This window comes from Vibrio coralliilyticus (assembly GCF_024449095.1).
Lineage (GTDB): Bacteria > Pseudomonadota > Gammaproteobacteria > Enterobacterales > Vibrionaceae > Vibrio > Vibrio coralliilyticus_A.
The window spans coordinates 324,529-346,614 of the sequence record NZ_CP024628.1 but is presented as its reverse complement, the minus strand read 5'-3'; the positions used below and the strand labels follow the sequence as shown (position 1 = coordinate 346,614).

Genomic DNA, 22,086 nt, shown 5'->3' with positions numbered 1-22,086 from the left:
TCATTCTAAAGACCACGAATACTTTATAACAGTTTGGATATGGAAATTAGACCAACAATCTCCAAACTAAAAAATTTAAATTGTTGCCCTTGTTTGCCCGTACAGTCTGCCCACTGTGCGGGTATTTTCTTGCGAATCGACTTACCAAACTTAACTCACCTCACAGTATTCGATTAATTAATCACTTGATTAAATACTGTTGAATTTTTCACATATCGCAGACAAAAACAGCACTCTATAATTAATCAGTTGTTTAATATCTGAGGCATAATTTCGTGGCTGAATCATTGAGGAAAGCTGGCCGTCCAAGTACCAAAATCGATGTTCGCGCCAAGCTTATTCACCACTCTCGTGAGCTCTTCACCATGATGGCGTACGACAAGGTATCAACTCGGCTCGTAGCTAAGCGTGCAGGCGTCAATGTCGCAATGATACGTTATTACTTCGGAAGCAAAGAAGGCCTGTTCGAAACCATGATCCGCGAAACGCTCCAACCAATGAAGCATCAAATACGGACACTGATCGCCGACAGTAACCAAAAAAACTTTTTCGACCTCATGCGTACGTACTATCGTGAAATGATCAAGATTCCACAGTTTCCTAGGCTCATCGCTCAAGTGATGAACATGTCACCATCAGAAACTCAACGTAAATTAATTGAGAAAGTCTTCGATGATATCGGCCAACCGATGCAGGACGTGATCTTTGACAAGCTCATAGACAGTGGAGTGTTAAGACCTGACGCCGACCCCAAACTATGCCGTGTTTCTTACATCAGTCTGATGGTTTTCCCCTTTATCGCTCCTCAAGCTTTACTGGCCATTCATGGCATTGAGCTCAACGAAGAATTTCTCAATCGCCTTTTTGAACACAACATACAACTTATGACACAAGGCTTCCTTCAGCCTTCCCAATCAACGGAATGACCCTATGAATATCAACAGAAAGCTGCTTTTCTTCCCCGCACTCGCCGTGGGTATCATCACGTTGGTTTTGGCCATCAAGATGAAGCCGGAGCTCCCCGTAAAACCAGCAGGAGATCGAGCAAGGCTTGTAGAAACCATCCCCCTCGAACTGCAATCTATCGCACCGATGGCTATCGGCTTTGGTAAAGTTGCCCCTAAACTGGAGTGGAAAGCAATTGCAGAAGTGACGGGGAAAGTCGTGTATCGACACCCTAAACTAGAAAAAGGACAAGTACTTCAAGCTGGTACTGAAATCCTTAGAATCGACCCTCTCGATTATGAATTAAAACTGATACAAGCTCAGGCGGATCTTAAATCTTCACAAATCTCTTTAGCTAAGCTGGCGCTGGAAGAAGACAACCTTAAGCAGACGTTAAAAATTGAGAAAAACCGCCTCGCTATCGCCAACAAAGAGCTTGAACGCAAACAAAACTTACGCAAGAAAGGACTCACTTCCCAATCCGACGTCGATCAACAGGAACAGAGTACCCTATCTCAACGTAAGCTAGTGGTTGATATCGATAATCAAATCGGACTAATGCCCGACGAAAAACGACTCGCTGAGGCCCTGGTTAAAGTGAATACGTCCAAAGTCGAGGAGGCCCAGCGGGCTCTGGAAAAAACCGTCATCACGCTCCCTTATGACCTACGTATCGCTGATATCGAAGTTGAACAAAATCAAGTCGTCAATCTACAGCAAACCATGGTGACAGCACACGGTATCAATGTCATGGAGGTGGAAGCCCAGCTATCCATTCATGACATGCACACGCTCGCTTCCAGCTTAGGGGAGTTTGGGCGCGACGCAGCAGGTATCCCACAACCCGATATGATTTCGGTCACTGCCATGATTGAACTCAATAGCGGCAACCTCAATGCCAACTGGCCTGCCAAAGTAGCGCGAATCAGCGAGACAGTAGACCCCAATCAAGCAACCGTAGGTGTGATTCTTGAAGTTCAGCAAGATTATCGCAACCTAAAACCAACGTCAGTTCCCCCTCTAGTAAATGGTATGTTCGTCAGGGCTAAAATCGAAGGTCAAGGTAACCCAAGTTGGGTAATTCCAGAACGAGCATTGCATGGTGATAAGGTCTACATCAAAGATCACGACAACAGGCTACAAATACGTACCGTCAATGTGCTTTACCGACGAGACAACCATGTTGTGATCGACGGTCGCTTTGAACAGGGTGAAAAACTGATTGTGAACGATCTTCTCCCTGCGATTGAGGGAATGCTCCTCAAAGATCAAGCCGACAACAGTGAGGAGTCTGAATCATGATCCGATTCTTCGCTAAACACCCAACAGCCGCAAACCTGCTAATGCTGACGCTGCTGATATTGGGTATGACTTCTTTATCGACAATCAAACGAGAGACATTTCCAGAATTTGATCCTCCATATATCATGGCGGGTGTGACTTACCCCGGAGCCTCACCGCAGGAAGTAGAAGAAAGTATTTGTGTCCGCATGGAAGATGCTGTCGATGGATTGGCCAACATCGAAGAGACTCAATGCGAAGCGATTGAAGGGTCAGCTCGCCTTATCTTAAAGTTAGATGAGAAAGCAGACATTGGCCGTATGCTGGTCGATGTACAGACTCAAATCAATGCGATTAACGACTTCCCCCAAGAAATAGAATCCCCTGTGGTGCAAGAGCTGGACTGGAATGAACCGGTAGTGGATGTTGCGATTACTGCTGACACCACTTGGCCAGAGCTCAAAGCTTACGCAGAACAGCTTAAACGGACATTAAAACTCGATTATGACGTTTCATTAGTCGAGGTCGCCGGGTTTTCTGACCACCAATTTCAAGTCGAACTGGACAGCCAAGCGATGCGTCAGCTTGGCCTGAGCGTTGGTGATATTGCTGAACAAATTGGCCGTCAGAACGTAAAACTACCCAGTGGCAATGTGGAAACACCAGATAAGAACTTCCTGATACGATTTGACGAAAGGCGAATAACCCCTGAAGAACTAGCATCTATCGTTGTCGGCTCTGGTCCCAATGGTTCTCTCATCCGCTTACATGATATCGCAACCATCACTGATCGCTTCGAGTTGGATGAGCAAAAAGTTCTGTTTGACGGGCATCCTTCCGCGCTTTTGAAAGTCAGCAAAAACAAAGAGGATGATGCACTGCGTATCAAAGAGCGTGTCGCTCAGTTTGTTGAAGACCAACAAGCCATCGCCCCCGATGGCGTCACGTTAGAGCTGACTAATGATTTGTCGTCAGTGCTGTGGGACCGTTTGACCATGATGGTCAAAAATGGTTGGCAGGGTATCATATTAGTCTTTGCTACTATGTGGCTCTTTTTTAGCCTTCGTTACTCATTCTGGGTTGCGGCAGGCCTCCCTGTTGCATTCCTAGGTGGTTTGTTTCTGATGGCTCAATTGGACCTTTCGATTAACATCATGTCTCTGGTCGGGCTACTCATGGCGATTGGTATCATGATGGATGACGCCATTGTGATTGCCGAATCGATCGCGGCCCACCTCGACCGAGGTCAGAAGGTGGACGAAGCCGTAACTAATGGCGTAAAGAAAGTGCTACCCGGTGTTATTTCTTCTTTCCTGACGACTGTCTGTATCTTCGGAAGCCTATTGTTTCTTCAAGGAGAAATGGGCGCCGTACTCAAAGCCGTCCCACAGGTGTTGATTTTAGTTTTAACCTTAAGTTTGGTTGAAGCTTTTCTTATCTTACCTAACCACCTTTCTCATTCTTTGCATAAAGAAAAGCAAGATAAGCCGCCAGCAAAATTCAAACAAAAACTGCTGAGTGAATTCGAATATTTCCGTAATACCAAGTTAATTAGCGCCGTTGAGAGAGTAGTCCAATATCGCTACGCCTTTATCGGTGGGGTATTTGCCCTATTATTGATTTCTGCGGCAACCTTAGTCGGTGGGCTACTCAAATTTCAGCCATTTCCTGAGCTAGACGGCGACATTGCAGAAGCACGTATTATTCTTCCGCCTGGCTCTTCACTCTCGCAGACGGAAGACGTTGTCGATAAAATCATCGCTTCGGCACGAAGGCTTGATAAAGAGTGGAGTGACAATCAGGAAAACGGCACACCACTCGTCCAGCATATCACCAGTCAGTTCAATGCCAACGCTGATGCGAGTGAATCAGGCCCACATATTGCCACAGTGCGTTTGGATTTGCTGGGGGCTGAAAGCCGAAACACATTAATTGAGGAATTCATTGCAGCTTGGCGTGAAGATGTCGGCGAGCTCGCTGACCCAATTTCACTGGTTTTTAAGCAACCGACTATGGGGCCGGGTGGACGTGCCATCGAGATACGGGCGAAACACAATGATCTCGACGCTCTGAAAGCCGCTTCCATCGACATTCAGCAATATCTCAACGAGTTTGATGGCGTGCATGGAGTGCTTGACGATATGCGGATGGGTAAAGAAGAGGTGCTCGTCAAACTCCGTCCTGGTGCCGAAACTTATGGTATTAATGGCCAGCTTATCGCAAATCAGCTGCGTGCTGCTTTCTTTGGTCAAACCGCCGATGAGATTCAGGTCGGCGTGGAAAACATTTCCATCGAAGTCCGTCTCGATAAAGACCAAGCGGGAGACTTGCAACAATTAGCAAACTTCCCGATCATTCTGTCGGATGGTAGCCAGATTCCTCTCGCAACCATTGCCACTTTGAATTTCCAACGCAATTACGTGCGAATACAACGTATTGATGGATTGCGTACCATCAGCGTATTCGGAGATATTGATAACACTAAAGCAAACTCAACCGCCATCATCGCTCAGTTCCAAAAAGAAGAAGCACCTAAGTTAATCAAGAAATACCCGGGGCTTCGATTCGATTTTGAAGGGGAGGCAAAAGACACCGCAGAAACCGCCACCTCAATGGGTAAAGGCTTTTTGCTCGGTCTGTTCGGTGTTTTTGCTATTTTGAGTTATCAGTTCCGCAGTTACCTAGAGCCCTTTGTCGTCATGCTGGCTATTCCGCTGGCCTTTATTGGTGTGGTTTGGGGGCATATTCTGCTCGGCCACTCGCTGAGCATGCCAAGCATGATGGGCTTTGTCTCTCTAGCAGGTATTGTGGTCAATGATTCGATTCTCTTGGTGCAGTACATCCGGCATCATGTCGATGAAGGTGACAGTGTTCATGACTCGGTTGTCAAAGCCAGCCGTGAACGTTTCAGAGCCGTTTTTCTCACCTCTATGACAACAGCCGCAGGTTTATTACCTCTTCTGACGGAGACCAGCTTACAGGCACAAGTGATCCAGCCACTGGTCATCTCCATCGTATTCGGCATCTTTGCATCCACACTTCTGGTGCTGTTTATGATCCCTGCCGCTTATGCCATCCTCGCCGATTTTGGTGTAGTGCATAAACATGAAGAGATTTAAGAACTGCAGTCTATGAATACAACAAGGGCGCTTTTTGCTCCCTTGTTGTTCGTCTGTTATTCAAATGCAGTTTTGCGGTTGTGTATCAGCTTATGCTTAGCCCAGCGAAATATGCCTTTGATGTCATCAAGCATCAAGTATAAACATGGTACCAACACCAAGGTTAGCAATGTGGCAAACAGCACCGCAAACCCGAGCGCTACCGCCATCGGAATCACAAACCGTGCCTGTAAGCTGGTTTCAAACATAATAGGCAATACACCAACAAAGGTGGTAATCGAGGTGAGGGTGATAGCTCTAAACCTTGCACACCCTGCTTCAATCACCGCTTCTTTGATGGCGATCCCTTTTGTTCGTAGATGGTTAACGTAGTCAGTCATTACCAAGGAGTCATTGACGACAACGCCTGCAGCCGCGATCAAACCAAACGTAGACATCATGCTCAGATCGAGACTGAACCAGTAATGCCCCCAAATGGCTCCTGTCAAACTGAATGGAATAACCGACATAATAATCAGTGGCTGGGTATAACTCTTCAATGGCACCGCAAGCAAAATATAAACAATGATCATCCCGGCAACGAAAAAGATTTTTTGCTCATCTTGTTGAGCTTGCTGTTCTTCAATAGTGCCACCAAGCTGGCTTTTTACCCCTGTATAATTCACTAAGATATCTGGAATGATCTGCTCGTGGATTCTACCGACAACTTCATTAGGCTCAACCAACTCTTCATCAATCGAGCCATACACGTACACACTGCGGAAACCGCCTTCACGGCGAATACTGCTTACTCCCGGCTTTTGGTTAATTTCCACCACATCACCCAACATCACTTTCTTACCTTCCGGGGTTGTGATGACCGCATAACGTAAAGAGGCAAATGCTTCTCGGGTCAGTTGCGGGTAACGAACCATGACTTTGACCTCTTCCCCATCCCTCAACACCCGTTGTGCTTCACCACCGTAAAAACTGCCACCGACTTGCAGAGCTATATCGGACAGGCTAAGCCCTAAGTCATAAGCCACAGGCGCAAGAGATAACAAAACTTCCTGACTACCAGCATCAATGGAAGACGAGATATCAAACAAACCTTCCTGCTGCTTAAGCTCGAGGATTAACGCTCTTCCCGCCGCATTGAGTGTATCGATATCAGAGCCATACAGCAGAAAGCCAAACTCGTCGCCTTTCTCATCATCATTCACATTGTCTGAAACAGTAAGCATTTTTAGGCCAGGGATCACAGGTAGCGCTTCACGCCAACGACGAGCTAATTCAAAGGTATTGAAAGGGCGCAGCTCTTGATCCACCAAAGGGATCACCAAACGCCCTTCTTTGCGCCCCTGACTGAAGGTCAGAATGTCGCGAATCATTTTCTGACCGGTTTGTTTTTCCGTCTCATCATCAATGTTGAGCACCGTACTTTCTATTAACTTCAGTGCGTCAATCGTCTGCTCACTCGACACTTTGTCATTCATCACCAACTTAATACTTGGGAAATCGTGTGGCACTTTAGGGGAGGGAATTATCCTGACGTAGTTCGCCATCACTAGAGCCACACTGATCACTAAAAGTGCCGTAAAACTGGCAAATACGCTCCATCGCCAATACGTACAGAAAGTCACAAAGCGCTTGTATGGACCATTCACAAAACTAAAGAAACGCTGGTTGAATCTATCTCGCCAGCTTCCCTTTTTAATCGGCTTAAAGTTCGAATGTGCCAAATGTGACGGTAAGATCAGCTTTGACTCAATCAAGCTGAAGATGAGACAAAGAATCACAATAGCGGCAATACCAAAGAAAAACGCTCGCTCGATCCCCTTTGACATCAAGAAAGGGGCGAATACCGCAATCGTCGTCAACACACCAAAGGTCGCAGGCGTCGCGACACGCTTGACACCACGGACGATATTATCAACCCCTCCGCCACGCTTCTCTATTTCAGAATAGGCACTTTCACCAATTACAATCGCGTCATCGACCACTATACCCAAGACCATAATGAACGCGAACAAGGACACAATATTGATACTGACGCCAATCGCCGGCATTAGCATAACCGCACCAAGAAAACACACCGGTAACCCTATCATTACCCACATGGCCAGTTTAACGCGCAAAAATAAACTCAGCATGAGCGCAACGAGCACCGCACCTTGTAGTAGGTTTTTCAGCATCATATCGAGGCGAGCATTGAGATAGTAAGTCATGTCCACCAGTGTTTTGATCTTCAAATCCGACGGCAATTGAGTATTCTTCTGCTCAATATAGGCCTTCACTGATTCTGCAACCGTCACCATATTCTGGTCTTTAGTCGCTTTTACAGAGAGGTAAATTGCGTTTTCACCGGAATATTTGAAGTATCGGTCATCTTCAGTAAAACCGTCTTTGATGGTCGCAATGTCCTGCAGTAATACTCTGGCACCGTTTGCGCCTATTTTGACCGGGATATCGCGGAACTCTTCTCCGTTGTAATACTGATTTTCGATACGAACCGAAATCATCCCTGCATTGGTTCTCACCTCACCAGCGGAATAGTTAGCGGAATAACGTTGAATCGCCTGGGTGATGTCATTTAAAGTCAGGCTGTATTTACGAAGTATCTGTGGTTCAACTTCAATAGCAATTTCATATTCTGGCGCACTGAGATCCACCAAGGCTACGTTTTGTAGCTGAAGTAGCTCGTCTTCGATGTGTTTGGCTATCGGTTTGAGCTCGATCAGTGAGCGGTCACCAACCAACGCCATTTCAATCACATCCTGGCGATATTCAAATTGATAGACCTGAATCGGCTCCATACCCGCTGGGAAGTTGGAAACAGAATCCACTTTCTGTTTGACTTTATCCAGTACGTCTTCAACATCTTGGTTAACATCGACCTCTATTTCTATCGCTCCGCTTCCACGAGAGGCCGTCGTCACCGCTTTTTTGATCCCAGTGACATCTTTGAAAGACTCTTCGAGTTTAATCAGAATACTCTCTTCAACTTCCTGCGGAGATGCACCTGGGTACTGAGCACTGACGTTAATGTAATTCACTTCAATGTTAGGGAACATTTGACGCTGAATAAAAAAGAAACTGACCGTCCCAACAATGAGCACAAATGCCATAAGTAAATTGGCCGCGACCGGGTTATGAGCAAAGTAGGCAATCAGCCCTTTTTGTTTTGAATCATCCATGTGCCATTCCTACAGGTTTAAATCTGTTTGGGTGGCTGCGACTTCAACTCGCATCCCTTGCTGTGGGTATTCAGGGACGGTAAGTACGATCTTATCTTCGTCCGTCAGGCCCTCATTGATTAACATAAATTCTTGCTCTGCTCTTAGCACATTGACAAGACGAGGCTCAAGCTCATTATTTTCATTCACCACCCACACCTGCCGATTATTGACCAGTTCTTGAGGCAAACGGTAAATATGCTTAAGCTCTTTACCAACAAACTGAACTTCAACGTAGGAGCCAAACTTGAGCGGTGACGCATTCGATTCAATCGCGTATGGGTCATCAACACGCACAACCATATTGATCATTCGCGTCGCACTGTCGACAACACCAAGATCACGCGCAATAACTCCCTCTCGTTGGATATCCACAATGCCTCTTTGTATAACATTGGCGGCTATGCCAGCATAGTTCTTAGGTAGGAACGCACTATCGAATCCTGCAATCGGAATATGTATCTCCGCGGCCTCGACATTGTTCAGCGTTGCGACATGCGCACCTGCGGAAATATACTGACCGACACCAATATCTCGGGATACCACTAACGCATCATACGGAGCAACAACATTGCAATGTTCAAGATCACGGTTAGCTCGCTTGAGTGCAGCTTGCGCTGATTTCACCTGAGCTTGCGCGCTTAAAACCTGAGGTTTACGTAAATAGAGTTCTGTCACCTGTTTGGCTGGTAGGTTTTTTGCCTGCCGTTTAGCCACTTCGGCTTTGGCTTTTTCTTCGATTAACGCCGCTTGAGCACTTGCTAGATTCGCTTCTGCTTGAAGCACTGCTGCTTGGTAATTATCGCGCTCAATAGAGAAGAGTGTTTCCCCTCTTTTTACCACTCCACCAACAACAAAATTGGGGTGCCAGCTGACCACTTCTCCTGAAACCTGAGCTGAAAGTTGAGTCACTTCAGCAGGAACCAATTCTCCATAGCTTGTGATAAGTACTTTGTGGTCACTTGAGCGTACTGTTGATACCGTGACCATGAGAGGTTTCTTTTCTGGCTTAGTTCCCGATCCTTCAGAAGCACTCGCAGTAATCGTAGCATAGCCGGCATAAGCCCCTCCTAGAAGAATAAAGGGAAGCAACCAACGTAACGGCTTAATTTGCATAAATAATCCTTATTAGAATGACAGCCTATTGTTCTTACCTGATTATCGTCAGACATATTTTTATACGAGTCAGCACTAGCTTCGACATCATATAGATAATAAATATCCATATCATTTATGCTTTTTATTGTTCATTCGTTTCACTAAAGAACCGACTTAGCGAAAAGTTTTCAGCAAAGACAATGCCAACAACAAAGCATTTAAAATACAATAAGTTAAATAAAAACAAGCCACACCAAAAAACATAAATAAGGTAAATATGTCTACATGTTGGCGAAATTTACCTCTAGGTTCCTGACAGCTACATAAAGTTGATGTATTCAGCACGGCCACGGGAAGAGCAAGATCTGTTTATTTGATAGGGGAAGTCTATTTCCTACGGCAACACAAGGAAATGTTTTGTGCCTGAAATCGAAGTCGCCGGTTACGACTTAGCATGATGCTAAGCCGTAAACCCTTATTCAATCTTCCAAATTAAGGGGCTATCGGCTGAGGCTGGTAGCGTCCAGGCTTGTGATTCATTGCCAGAATCAAGTTTGTCGTTATCGCACCGACAACAGAGAGAAGAATCAAGGAAATATCAACGATGAACAGAGATAAAACAACGATCGAGCAATCGAGCGCCATTTGGACTTTACCCGCTCGAATACCAAAACGCTCCTGAAGAAATAACGCGAGAATGTTAAACCCTCCTAGACTCATCTTATGACGGAAGATAACCAACATCCCCATACCTATTAAGCCTCCTCCTAGCAGTGCAGCGTATACAGGCTCGATACGAGCAATCTCTATGACATGATGGAGATGATCGACAGCAAGGGAAACAATGCTTACAGCGACAAAAGTATTCACGGTAAACCGCCAGCCCATACGGGTAATCGACAAGGCATAGAACGGTAAGTTAAGTACAAAAAACACCTGACCAAAGCTGAAATCGCTTACCTTGGTCAGAAATATCGATAGCCCTGCGGTACCACCAGTTAACAAACCGACTTTATTGAAGAAAATTACTCCAAGTGAAACCAGAGCACTCCCTAAAATCAGCGCGAGTAAGTTCTCTCGCAAACTATGTTCTTTATCCATTTTGGCTTCCTATCCTAATACAGCTCACAAATTATGCATGAGCCAAACGCGGATAAGATGTCGATAATTGACAATAATGTCGAGATAATGCGTTAAATCTGTTAATAGCTGAGTGTTTAAGAAGGTTTACAATTCCTTAAGATATGCCCTAACACTATTTAGCAATTTCAAACGATGTTGATAACCAGATTAATCATTGATTGATGTTAACCTAACTGATTGAGAACCTTTTTTACAAACGGTTGTTTTACCATCAAAACAAACCGAACCTGCCATCCGCTTTGCTCTGTACATGGCTTCATCCGCCATACTTAACAACACCTCTTTGTTCTTGGTTTGCTCAGGGAAGTAACTGACACCTATACTCGCCCCAACCTTAAGCGTTCGACCATTAAACTCAATCGGTGCGTTGATCGCATCCAGTAATTGCTCTGCCTTTTTCGCAACAATTTCAAAATCATGTAATAGGTCAAGACAGATAACAAATTCATCGCCACCAAAGCGCCCTGCAAAATCAGACTCTCGAATGGCGGCAGTAATACGACTGGCAACTTCAATAAGAATGGCATCTCCAGCTTCATGCCCAAAGGTGTCATTCACAGATTTAAAGTCATCCAAATCAATGAAGAAAATAGCCAGCTTGCATTGAGTTCGGTTCGCTTTCACGATGGCATTTTCTAGTGCTTTATCAAAAGCTCGGCGATTAACTAGGTTAGTCAGTGGGTCATGTTCAGATAAAAAGATCAGTTGTTCCTGCTTATGCTTAAGTTGCTGCGTTTGACGCATCACCTCCTCTTCCAACTCTTGCTTAGTCACCGTAGTTTCACACAATGACAACGTCATCTGGTTAAAAAACTGCGCCATGATTCGAAACTCGGTGTCCATTTTCACTGCTTCTACTTTCGAGTCTAATTTCCCTTCAGCCAAGTCAACCATCGCGTTTTTCATGGCTTCTGCACCTGATTTGAAGCGAAAAGCAATTAACCAAGCCGTTGCACTGACTAAGATTGAGCAGATGACCAACCAAGCCGCGGCATAGAACATCACTTGGTGAAGGCTGTCTGCATTACGATTAAGTACCGACTGATGAACATAAGCGAGTTCTTCCGTCATATTCTGAACAATCATATTGTAGCGAGAGTGAAGCAACCCCCGAGCATTAATATTCCCAGAGTTCTGATCATCCAAGCCATTAATTGATAAGAAGTAGACTTGTTTCTCTTTATTCAGCAGCGCGTTCAAGCTGCGGTTCATACGTTGGATATTACCCAGCAGACTATTATTTTGTTTATAGGCAGTTAATTTCGTGGCTAATTCCGCCTGAGCTAACTCGACTTGATTAAGGCTAGGCTCATCACCAAATTGAAGAAAAACCCACAGCTGACTTCTGAGCAAATCGACACACAACTGCAAATCAATGATCTGATCCAGCTCGGCTTTTGTCTTACGTTGCTCATCCGATACTTTTGCAAAAGAGATAATGATGAACAAAGTCAGCATCAGTGTAGTGGTCGATAGAACAAACAACTTCTTAAACAATGAATCCAACATGGCTTACTCTCGCAAAGCAATGATCTGCTGATAGGGTTGAGTAAAAAAAAGGTTCCTAAAATCGGGTTGTTCATTCGCGACCAACTCACTTTCTACTGCCCATCTTGCTTGATATTGCAGGTTGGAAAGTAAAGAATTGCCCAAAGATAGGCGGAAAACATAGTCCTCCCAAGACCATTTAACCTGATTTTCTGGAATATTTAGGCGCTTGGTAATGATGCTTAGAGCCTGACTAGGATTGGCATTAATCCACTCTACAGCATCATCAATAGCTTGTAATAAATACGTAGGTTCTTTGCCAGCAAACTCGAGATAAGGTGTTGTCGATAGTAAGTTGAAAGAGAGTTGATAAACCCCTGGAGTCCCTAAATTCAACACTTCAGCTGCAGATAGAATATCCGCTTTATACCCCATAGGCTCCCATGCTGAAATGGCCTCCACACGGTAAGACAATAAAGCGGGAACCAGCTCATGAGGCTGAAGGTAGACCTTTTCGACATCAAGACTTTTGAGATTATTGGCGATTAAAATAGCATCGAAATAAAACTCACTGGCACTACCTTTTATCACGCCCACCTTTTTACCCTGTAAAGCGCTTAAATCTTTGATTCCAGAAGGATCCAGCGTCAACAGTTTCAAATCGTTGTCGGATTCAACAAAGCTGACCAGCAGGGCCAAATCATTGCGTTCGAAACTCTGGAACATGACTACGGATTCGGAAGCCGTCGCATACTCTACATCACGATTTAGCATCAGTTGAGTGCAAGCAAGGCCTCCGACACAAGGGTAAAGAGTAACATCAAGATCATAGTCTTCAAAAAAGCCGAGATGCTCAGCAATTAGAAAAGGCGAAGAGAGTGGGGTCAGAGAGACACCAACTCTTATTTGGTGGTTACTAGACTCTTCCTGCCATTCATATTTAACGACCCCAAAAGCCGCTACACCTATCAATACAGAGCCAAGACCTAAAGCCAATAAATTCCATTTAACAAGTGGCATGACAAACCCGCTCTAAATTAAGAAACCTAGCTCATATAAAGTTAGCTTATAGATTTATGATCTTTGAAAGAAGGCACCATTTTTTATAGGGTTCAGTGTAATTCTTTACCGTTTACGTGAAGGAAATCACAATAAATCACTAAAAAGTCATAACTCTCAGAAATAATACGTATTTAACAAAGTTAGCAATAAACTCCCCTCACCTAGAATACGTAAGAACAAATCAGACTCATAGTTATACATATATCCCTCAACCACACTGCTTAATTTTAGGGTATCCGATGAAAGTACTAATTTTTGGTGGAAACGGTGGCATAGGCCACGCAATTTGTCAGCATTTAGCGCAAACAATCCCTTCGACAGAAGTGCACGCAACCTATAGAAATACTCGACCACCGAGCTCACATGAAGCAATCATTTGGCATCAACTAGACGTAACAAACGAAGCGAAAGTACAATTGCTAGCTAATGAAATAAAGTCATTAGATTGGATTATTAACGCGGTTGGATTGTTGCATGATAAGCACCACGGGCCCGAAAAGAACCTCAAATCATTTGATCCCGATTTTTACCTGAAAAACATCATGAATAATGCGATGCCGACTATGTTGATCGCCAAACACTTTCAAAGCGCCTTCAAGCATAGCAGCCAGCCAAAGCTCGCAACTATCTCAGCTAAAGTCGGCAGCATTAAAGATAATCAACTGGGAGGCTGGTATAGCTATCGCTCATCTAAAGCGGCACTCAATATGCTACTTAAAACCCTCAGTATTGAATGGGGAAGAACTATGCCCAAAGCATGTGTCCTTTCACTACATCCAGGCACAACGGACACCGAATTATCAAAACCTTTTCAAGCCAATGTACCAGAGGGAAAACTGTTTGAACCTGATAGAGTGGCCGCAGTTCTCGTCAAGATCATTTCCGAAGCAACATCAGATATCAGCGGCAGCTTTCTTTCTTATAGCGGTGAAGAACTGCCTTGGTGAAGCATAGGTTTAAGCAATGACAATCAAACCAAACTTCGACAGTAACTGCTCTTGCTGCCAATCACAGATCTTCACACCATTGAGTGAGACCCTACGCATGTCTAAACCCTCCAGGTCAACATGAGTTAAGTCTGCGCTTTCCAAGTTAAATGTGCCCCACTGCTCTTTGCTGAATTCACCACGCGACAAATCCGCACCCAGCATACTGGCTCCGAACAGGTTGGCACCACTCCAACGATTTTCAAACAACTCGCACTTTTCTAGTAATGCGCGCTCGAAGTCGGTGTAACTCAGGTTACACCCTGTTATGTACGCCGAACAAAAGTAAGCTGAATGGCTAATACGGTTCACAAAATTCGCACGCTGAAAGTTCGCACCTTTTAAATCGCACTTTCTCAATTCGATACCAAAACAATCTGCACCAACAAACTGGCTCATGGCTAACATACAGTTTTCAAAACTGGCATCCTTGAGGTTGGCATATTGGAAGCTGCACCCTTCCAGCGCTTGCGCTTCAATGAATTTACAGTTGATAAACTTTGCATCACGTAAATCCGCTCGGTCAAAGTTGCATTTAATGAACTGACAACCCTCATACACCTGCTGCTGTAAGTCCTGATGAGAGAAGTCTTGCTGATGATACGTCTGATCTTTTATAGACATGTGTTCTCCTTAGTTGGCGCAAGACTAGCACTCTAAGCCTTTGTTTTTCCATAAAAATAAAACCTTAAACATCAAGCACTTAAAACACCCTAAAATCGCCAATTTAAGGCATCAAAATGGCGATTTAAGAGCCTTCTACTTTGAAATTCGAAGGCGCAAAAAGTTTAAAGCTTTAAATCACTGTTCAGATGACCGTTTTAAAAAGTAAAAAGGCGTAGAGCATTTGGAGCAGTTTTGCTCTAATACACGGCAGTGAATCTCAAGAGATAACGTAATGGAAGAAATCTATTTTGCTGGTGGCTGCTTATGGGGTGTACAGGAGTTTATGAAGCACCTGCCAGGAGTATTACTCACTGAAGCCGGGAGAGCCAATGGCACTAGTCAGGATACCAAAGGGGAATATGATGGCTATGCAGAATGCGTCCGCACTCAGTTTGACCCTGAAAAAGTATCAGTTCTGGAATTGATGGATTTCTTCTTTGAAATTATCGATCCATACAGCCTTAACAAGCAAGGCGAAGATATCGGTAAAAAATACCGCACTGGCGTATATAGCATAAACCATAAGCATTTAACTCAGGCTCAGGGCTTTATTGAGTCTCGCTCAGATCGCGAACGTATTGTGGTAGAGATACTTCCGCTGACCAACTATGTCAAAAGCGATGATGAGCATCAGGATCGCCTGACCCTCTACCCAGACGATTATTGCCACATTTCGATAGACTTACTGCACAAGTATAAGAATCAATACAACCAAGGCTAGAGTAATACACTAGCCTTGATGCTATTTAGGAGGAGGCTCCTAAACTTTAAACTTGCTGAGATTAGTGTGTAAGTCATTGACATGCTTGGCGATTGCTTCATTCGCCATGGCTGTACTCTTCGTTTCTTCCGCGGTTTCTTCTGCAAGAGTTTTAATGCTGGTCAAGTTATTATCCAAATCTTGAGTAACCGTTGATTGCTCCTCAGCCGCAGCAGCAATTTGTAAGTTAAGCCCTGCGATCTGATTGACTGATTCTGCAGCAATTGAAAAAGTATTGGCAGATTCTGAACTCTTCTCTAAACAAAGTTTTGCGGTATCTGTCCCCTTTTTCATACTCGAAACAGCATTTCTTGCTTCAGACTGCAACGTATCGACTAGCTGCTGAATATCCACCGTTGCTTCTTGAGTGCGCTGAGCGAGTGAGCGAACCTCGTCCGCAACCACCGCAAATCCACGCCCTGTTTCACCTGCGCGAGCCGCTTCGATGGCAGCATTCAAAGCAAGCAAGTTAGTTTGTTCAGCGATACCTTGAATAGATTCCAGTACTTGACCGATATTGTTGGTTTCAGAAACAAGGTTTTCAATCACACCAGATGATGTGGTGACCTCATTCGCAAGCTCTTGGATAACCTCCTGAGTTGCTAGCGCTTCTTTCTGACCATCCATGACGCGTTTTCGAACTTCATCAGTCACCGAAGACGCGTTGGCCGTACTGTTCGCCACTTCCTGTGTCGTCGCGTTCATTTGGTTAATCGCTGTCGCCACCTGCTCGATATCGCAACGCTGCTTTTCAACGTTCTGTAACGTACGCTGCATAGCGGTAACGGCAACTTGTGAAGATCCACCAAGCTCTCGCGCCTGTCCATTGATTTGCGAAATTGTTCCTATCAACACACCTAAAAAATGATTGAACGCATTCGCTACTGTTCCGGTTTCATCTCGAGAAGAATCGTCGAGTCGAATAGTCAAATCTCCATCGCCTTCAGCAACCTGCTTTAATCTATCAATTAAATTTAAGATTGGCGTACGAATAGCACATGTGACCAAGAAAGGCAGAAGAACACCTAAAGCTATCGACACTGAAGCAATGATCGTCATCCACTTGATCGCATACTTCTCATCCTCTTCAGCTTGCAGTGCACTGGCGAGAGTAAAGTTGTGCACCTCATCAAGAATCGAAATCAACGATTTATCAATTTCATCTTCATGTGCTTCCACTTTCTTAGAGAACTCAAGCATCTCTTCGATTTGACCATTGCTGCCGTAGTCCATTGTTTTGTCAACTTCACCAACAAGCGTGCTGTAAGACTTCTCGACAACTTTCAGCTTGCCAAGAAGCTTCTCGAATTTTTCTTGCGCCTCAACTGAGTGCAACAGTGGTATGGCTTTCTCGATGAACTGTTCAACTTCATAGAGTTCTTTTTCGGTTTTGACCGTCAGGTCATGAACCTTTTTCTTGGCTTCTTCGAATACGCTCATCTGGGCCATTCCTTGCTCAACGCGGATCGCTTTAATGAGTGCTCTTTCGAACAGAATCGCTTGTTCCAACTGATGCTCTGTCACCACCGTCAACATTTTAGTTAACGGGATATCTTCTTCTGCGATATCAACCAGCTCGTTACCAATCTTGTTCATTTGATAAAGGGCAAAACCGCCCATAATCATCATGGCAAGCAATTGGGAAAACCCAAGTAAATACACCTTTTGGGCAATGGTTAATTTAGATAGCATATCTATCCCCTCAATCCTTTCTAACGAAACACTTTAATTCGCATCACTGACTTCCGCGTTGTAACAAGCGAATGTATGTCGTGAGAACTAATGTGACGAATGTTGGGTTGGCAGGTGTTTATAGCTCGCAGAATGATGATCTATTCTCTACATTGCCCTATATGCTTTGACAGAGTCCGTTCTAATTGCTTTTGCTTAAGCCGTTGAATCGTTCCACTGACAGGCACAAATTCCAACATTTCCACTTATGGTTCCTAACTCTCTTACTTCAAAAACCATACTGTTTTTTTAATCACTTGGCTCTGAAGCCATCTTGCTCTTTTGCTAGCGCATAGAGGGCTCAAAATTGGCTGTTGAGCACATTCTCTATGCAATAACCCTGTCAGACACTTTCTTGAACATGGCTCTGATAGCTGATATGCAACAGGATTTAACAGAATGTTTACAAATTATGTGCCAGAGACAAAATCGTACTTTAATGATCGATTTGAGAGAAAATCGGGTAATAAAAGCCATTAAATCAAAAAAACAAAACGCATATTGCAACCACATTGCAATATGCAATTGCAATGTGGTTAAAGCAATCAATAACCACACAAATTAAATGGAAAAGAGTTGCTTAGATTTTTTGCTGACTTTTTACGGTTGGCATCAATGCTCCAATCCGCCAGTCAAATTTTACGGCACATACAGCCAACAATATCCCAATGACTCCCAAACCTTGCGATAGATTCATCACATTATCAAAGGCAAAGTAATCCACCACTAAAGCGGTCACGGGGTACACGAAAGATAAAATGGCGATGAGATGAGTGGTGAGTTTTTGAAAGGCATCATACATGATGACGTACATAAATCCGGTATTTACCAAACCAAGTGTGAGTAACGCTCCCCACTGAACTGGAACCTTCGGTAGCGCCGACCAATCCACCATAGGTAATAGTAAGACAACACCCACACTGACCTGAACAAGTGCAATCACGCTTGGCGATACTTGGCTGACTTCTTTGGTCAATAATGTCGTCACTGTGTACAACAGTGCAGCACCCAGCGCCAATAACAGCCCAAACAATATTTGCTGGCTGCCAACATCTTCACCTTGCAGCAAAGTACTTAGCTGCGTTAGATCCATATCAGTCACTAATACCAACCCCAACACTGCTACTGATAGCCACACAATGAGATTCATGCTTGGCAGTTGCCTTGCCATCAGTGAACCAGCAACGACTAACATAATTGGTTGCATGTGGTAAGCAATCGTCGCAATAGAGAAAGGGATATAATCAAAAGAGGCAAAGAGCAAAACCCAGTTACCCACCAAAGTAATACCACCCGCCAAAATCAACCCAAGTACTTTTCTATTCAGGCCTGCAGTAAACGAACCATACTGCCATTTAACGTAACCAGCCAGAAACAGGCCTGCGATCAAACAGCGGAAAAATACGACATTCCAAAACGACTGACCTGACTCAATCACAAACAATCCTATGGTTCCCGATAACACCATAGCGGTAATCATTTTGATGGTGCCTGCTTCTGTATCATTTATATACATAATTCATCCCCTTGAATCTACTAAGTAATACACATAGATTAAGAAGTAATCCCCGACAAAGGCATGGCGAAATGAAGCTCATTTATCAGTGAGGCTTAAAAAAGGAAGACAAATATGCGTAAGACCCTTAAAAACGAAGATTGGACGCTGGACGCCATCGATAGCCAACTACTCGACTTACTTAACGAGAACGCACGAATGCCAGTCGCAGAGCTAGCCCGAGAAGTGAAAATGTCGTCTCCGAGCGTTAACGAGCGACTCAAACGTATGGAAGAGTTCGGCGTTATTTCAGGATATCGGGTTCAACTTGCACCAGAAAATTTAGGATTCCCACTTGAAGCCATCGTACGTATGCGTCAACTACCAGGAAAGATAAAACAGCTGGAAGCCATGATCATCGAAACGCCAGAGTTTATTGAATGCGACAAAGTCACTGGTGAAGATTGTTTTTATGCTCGGATGCGTTTCGGCACAATGGAGCAATTGGATGAAATCCTAGACAAAGTATCCTCTCTGGCTGAAACCAATACCTCCATTGTGAAATCAACACCCGTCAAACGACGTAACGTGCCTTACCAATATTCTCGCTCACAAAAATAATGGGCGAGCAAAATTCTGCTCACCCATCTAATCTTCGCTCAATGAATAAACCCATTCATAGACTTTGACCTGCTAACTTAGCGCTTGCCGCTCTGTGTTTTTCCGTGGCAGGTTTTACAATCAAACCGATTCCTATCAGAAATAACGCACTCGCGATGACTTGCGGCATAGAGAGCACTTCGTCATACATGAAATAGCCACTGACTAAAGCGAATACTGGAACAAGCAAAGTCAAAGGTGCTGCGGTGCTTAACGGGTACTTAATCAGCGTTCGATTCCAGACCCAGTAACCAAACAAGGTTGTTGGATAAGCCTGGAAAGCCACCGCAATTGTCGTACTCGTATCCCAGTGTTCATAAGCTTGCCAAAGGATTTGTTCACCGTGCAATGCTGTCGCGAACAGCACTAGCGGTACAGGCGCAAACAACATTCCCCACACATTAAATGCAAAAGCCTGTTTGGTTTTGGAAGCTTTAACAATGACCCCCATTAAAGCCCAACTGATTGCCCCAATCATAATCAGCATAAGGCCTGAAGCAGTAATATTACCGTTAGTCGCAGACACCAGCACCAATAGCGCGACCATAGCAAGCAAAGCCCCCATCCATTTTCGAGGCGACGACTTTTCTTTAAAGACAAAAAGCCCGACCGCCATGCCAATCAATACGTTGCTCGACAGTAAAACCGAAGACATTCCGGAAGACAAACCCGCAGTAATCGACCAAGACGCCATGCCCCAGATCCCGACGCCAAACACTAACCCATAACTGACCAGATAGCGCCAAGCCACGTTTGGTCTGGCGATAAAAAAGATCGCCGGGATCACCGCAAGCGCGAAACGGGCAGCTGTCGCAATCAGTGGTTGAACATTGGTAATCCCCATTTTGATCATTGAGAAGTTGAATCCCCAAATAGCCATGACGAATACCGCAAGTATTAGGTCGTTTTTCTTCATTGTTATCCCTCCGTTCATTCTGTGAATATGAGTATCGCTTGCGAGCAAAAAGGGATACAGATACAATTTTTCAAATAAAAACCAGTACAGTTATTATAATGATGAGCATTTATAAGCAGTTAGCCAATCAATTCATTGAAGATATTCAACACGCTAAGCTGTGTGAAGGCGACAAAATGCCCTCTTTACGGCAGCTCTCACAGCAGCACTCTGTCAGTATGTCGACCGCCGTTAGTTGCTATCAGGAGCTGGAATCACAAGGCTGGATTCAGTCACGCCCTCAAGCGGGTTACTTCGTCGCACCTCGCCAGCACTCCCACCAGACACCTGAACTCACGCAGTTTGTCAGCACAATTTCAACAGTCCGCCACTTTAATTCTGTACATTCAGAACTGCGTGGTCCATTAGGTGTTTCCAGTACTGCTAATGATGAACAAGCCGTAACAGAGCTCGAACGCAGTTTTCGCCGAGCCTTGCGTCGAATGGGCGACCGACTCAACCACTATCCTGATGTTCAGGGAGAGCCTCTGCTGCGTCAGGCATTATCGACTCACTTTTCTAAAGTCGGCGTGCACTTTTCTGCCTGTGATCTTGTCATCACCGCGGGTTGTATGTCAGCGATAAAAGCGGCAATAGAGTCCTGTACCGAGCAAGGTGATGCCATCGCAATCAGTTCACCATGCTTTAACGGCATCATCGAATTACTTGGTCAGATGGCGCGAAAAATTGTCGAGATTCCCTCTTTAGACGACGGAATAGACTTAGAACAATTAGAAGGACACTTTAGGAAAAGGACTGTTAAAGCAGGGATTTTCTGTACTTCTCATATGAACCCTCAAGGAATCAGTATGTCAGCCCAGCAAAAGCAAACACTGGCTCTGCTAGCGAATCAGTACCAAGTTCCCGTGATTGAAGACGACGTTTACCTTGAGCTCTCCTACTCAAGCCATACTCCACTGCCAGCCAAATACTACGACCAAAATGGCTATATTCTCTGGTGTGGATCTGTTTCCAAAAGCCTCTCGCCCAGCTACCGGCTAGGTTGGTGCTTACCCGGACGCTATATGTCCATTTATCAAGGTAGGTCTGGCGCCAGTAGCTATGGGGTCTCGACACCTATTCAGCTTGCTGTCGCTGACTTTATTGACTCCGGCCAGTACGCCAAGCAACTCAGACGCAGAAAGCAAAAGCTACTTTCGCTAAGAAAAGACTATCTCGATTACCTGATCACTCAATTGCCTAATCACATAAAGATCAGCAACCCACAAGGCGGTATGGTACTTTGGATCCAAGCTCCGGGTTTGGACAGTAAACAGTTACAGAGTGAAATCGAAACTCAGCAAATTGATATTCGCCTTGGGCATCTCTTTACCACTCTCGATCTCTACTCTGACTGTGTGAGAATCAATATGGGTTACCCACTTGAAGGGCGTGCCAAACAGGATTTGGACACACTTATTAGTCTTTTGATTGAACTCTCAGGATGAAGTGACGTTTAAGGCGCGCTTAGAACGTCACATC

Annotated in this window: 16 protein-coding genes; 7 read left to right on the top strand and 9 right to left on the bottom strand. The window is 44.6% G+C overall.

Annotation, left to right across the window (positions count from 1 at the left end; translation table 11 throughout):
- Positions 1-275: 275 nt before the first annotated feature.
- Genes CTT30_RS17135 through CTT30_RS17125 form a run of 3 tightly spaced genes read left to right on the top strand, consistent with a single transcriptional unit; the run spans position 276 to position 5,345 of the window.
- Positions 276-926 (top strand): TetR/AcrR family transcriptional regulator, encoded by a 651-nt coding sequence (locus CTT30_RS17135; RefSeq protein ID WP_252037245.1) that lies wholly within the window; start codon positions 276-278, stop codon positions 924-926.
- Between the two features lie 4 nt (positions 927-930).
- Positions 931-2,247 carry an efflux RND transporter periplasmic adaptor subunit gene (locus tag CTT30_RS17130; protein WP_252037244.1) on the top strand — a complete coding sequence of 439 codons (1,317 nt, stop codon included), beginning with the start codon at positions 931-933 and terminating at the stop codon, positions 2,245-2,247.
- Positions 2,244-5,345 (top strand): efflux RND transporter permease subunit, encoded by a 3,102-nt coding sequence (locus tag CTT30_RS17125; protein ID WP_252037243.1) that lies wholly within the window; start codon positions 2,244-2,246, stop codon positions 5,343-5,345. The genes CTT30_RS17130 and CTT30_RS17125 overlap by 4 nt, the downstream gene beginning before the upstream one ends.
- Positions 5,346-5,401: 56 nt before the next feature.
- Here the strand turns inward: CTT30_RS17125 and CTT30_RS17120 are convergent, their stop codons facing one another.
- The 5 genes from CTT30_RS17120 to CTT30_RS17100 form a co-directional block, all read right to left on the bottom strand.
- Positions 5,402-8,521 (bottom strand): efflux RND transporter permease subunit, encoded by a 3,120-nt coding sequence (locus CTT30_RS17120; protein ID WP_252037242.1) that lies wholly within the window; start codon positions 8,519-8,521, stop codon positions 5,402-5,404.
- Between the two features lie 9 nt (positions 8,522-8,530).
- On the bottom strand, positions 8,531-9,676 hold the full coding sequence (locus CTT30_RS17115) for an efflux RND transporter periplasmic adaptor subunit (protein ID WP_252037241.1): 1,146 nt from the start codon (positions 9,674-9,676) through the stop codon (positions 8,531-8,533).
- A 474-nt stretch (positions 9,677-10,150) separates the two neighbouring features.
- Positions 10,151-10,759, bottom strand: coding sequence for a DUF6198 family protein (locus tag CTT30_RS17110; protein ID WP_239874883.1), 609 nt, complete (start codon positions 10,757-10,759; stop codon positions 10,151-10,153).
- Positions 10,760-10,948: 189 nt separating this feature from the next.
- Positions 10,949-12,310 (bottom strand): diguanylate cyclase domain-containing protein, encoded by a 1,362-nt coding sequence (locus CTT30_RS17105; protein WP_252037240.1) that lies wholly within the window; start codon positions 12,308-12,310, stop codon positions 10,949-10,951.
- 3 nt (positions 12,311-12,313) lie between these two features.
- The gene (locus CTT30_RS17100; protein ID WP_252037239.1) at positions 12,314-13,309 is read right to left on the bottom strand and encodes an ABC transporter substrate-binding protein; all 996 of its coding nucleotides are present in this window, start codon (positions 13,307-13,309) and stop codon (positions 12,314-12,316) included.
- Between the two features lie 281 nt (positions 13,310-13,590).
- Between CTT30_RS17100 and CTT30_RS17095 the strand changes: the two genes are divergently transcribed.
- The gene (locus CTT30_RS17095) at positions 13,591-14,298 is read left to right on the top strand and encodes an SDR family oxidoreductase (RefSeq protein WP_252037238.1); all 708 of its coding nucleotides are present in this window, start codon (positions 13,591-13,593) and stop codon (positions 14,296-14,298) included.
- 9 nt (positions 14,299-14,307) lie between these two features.
- Here the strand turns inward: CTT30_RS17095 and CTT30_RS17090 are convergent, their stop codons facing one another.
- Positions 14,308-14,961 carry a Qnr family pentapeptide repeat protein gene (locus tag CTT30_RS17090; protein ID WP_252037237.1) on the bottom strand — a complete coding sequence of 218 codons (654 nt, stop codon included), beginning with the start codon at positions 14,959-14,961 and terminating at the stop codon, positions 14,308-14,310.
- A 274-nt stretch (positions 14,962-15,235) separates the two neighbouring features.
- Between CTT30_RS17090 and CTT30_RS17085 the strand changes: the two genes are divergently transcribed.
- Complete coding sequence (locus CTT30_RS17085; RefSeq protein ID WP_239864519.1) at positions 15,236-15,724, top strand: peptide-methionine (S)-S-oxide reductase; 489 nt, start codon at positions 15,236-15,238, stop codon at positions 15,722-15,724.
- A gap of 39 nt (positions 15,725-15,763) precedes the next feature.
- On the opposite strand, the gene CTT30_RS17080 is transcribed toward CTT30_RS17085, so the two are convergent.
- The gene (locus tag CTT30_RS17080; protein ID WP_252037236.1) at positions 15,764-17,455 is read right to left on the bottom strand and encodes a methyl-accepting chemotaxis protein; all 1,692 of its coding nucleotides are present in this window, start codon (positions 17,453-17,455) and stop codon (positions 15,764-15,766) included.
- Between the two features lie 619 nt (positions 17,456-18,074).
- Entirely contained in the window at positions 18,075-19,010 is a 936-nt protein-coding gene (locus tag CTT30_RS17075) for a DMT family transporter (RefSeq protein ID WP_252037235.1), read from the bottom strand.
- 114 nt (positions 19,011-19,124) lie between these two features.
- On the opposite strand from CTT30_RS17075, the gene CTT30_RS17070 reads away from it, so the two are divergent.
- Positions 19,125-19,610, top strand: a complete 486-nt coding sequence (locus tag CTT30_RS17070; protein ID WP_252037234.1) for an Lrp/AsnC family transcriptional regulator — start codon at positions 19,125-19,127, stop codon at positions 19,608-19,610.
- Between the two features lie 55 nt (positions 19,611-19,665).
- Here the strand turns inward: CTT30_RS17070 and CTT30_RS17065 are convergent, their stop codons facing one another.
- The gene (locus CTT30_RS17065; protein ID WP_252037233.1) at positions 19,666-20,565 is read right to left on the bottom strand and encodes an EamA family transporter; all 900 of its coding nucleotides are present in this window, start codon (positions 20,563-20,565) and stop codon (positions 19,666-19,668) included.
- A gap of 101 nt (positions 20,566-20,666) precedes the next feature.
- Here CTT30_RS17065 and CTT30_RS17060 point away from each other — a divergent pair, with 101 nt between their 5' ends.
- On the top strand, positions 20,667-22,052 hold the full coding sequence (locus CTT30_RS17060; RefSeq protein WP_252037584.1) for an aminotransferase-like domain-containing protein: 1,386 nt from the start codon (positions 20,667-20,669) through the stop codon (positions 22,050-22,052).
- Positions 22,053-22,086: the final 34 nt, after the last annotated feature.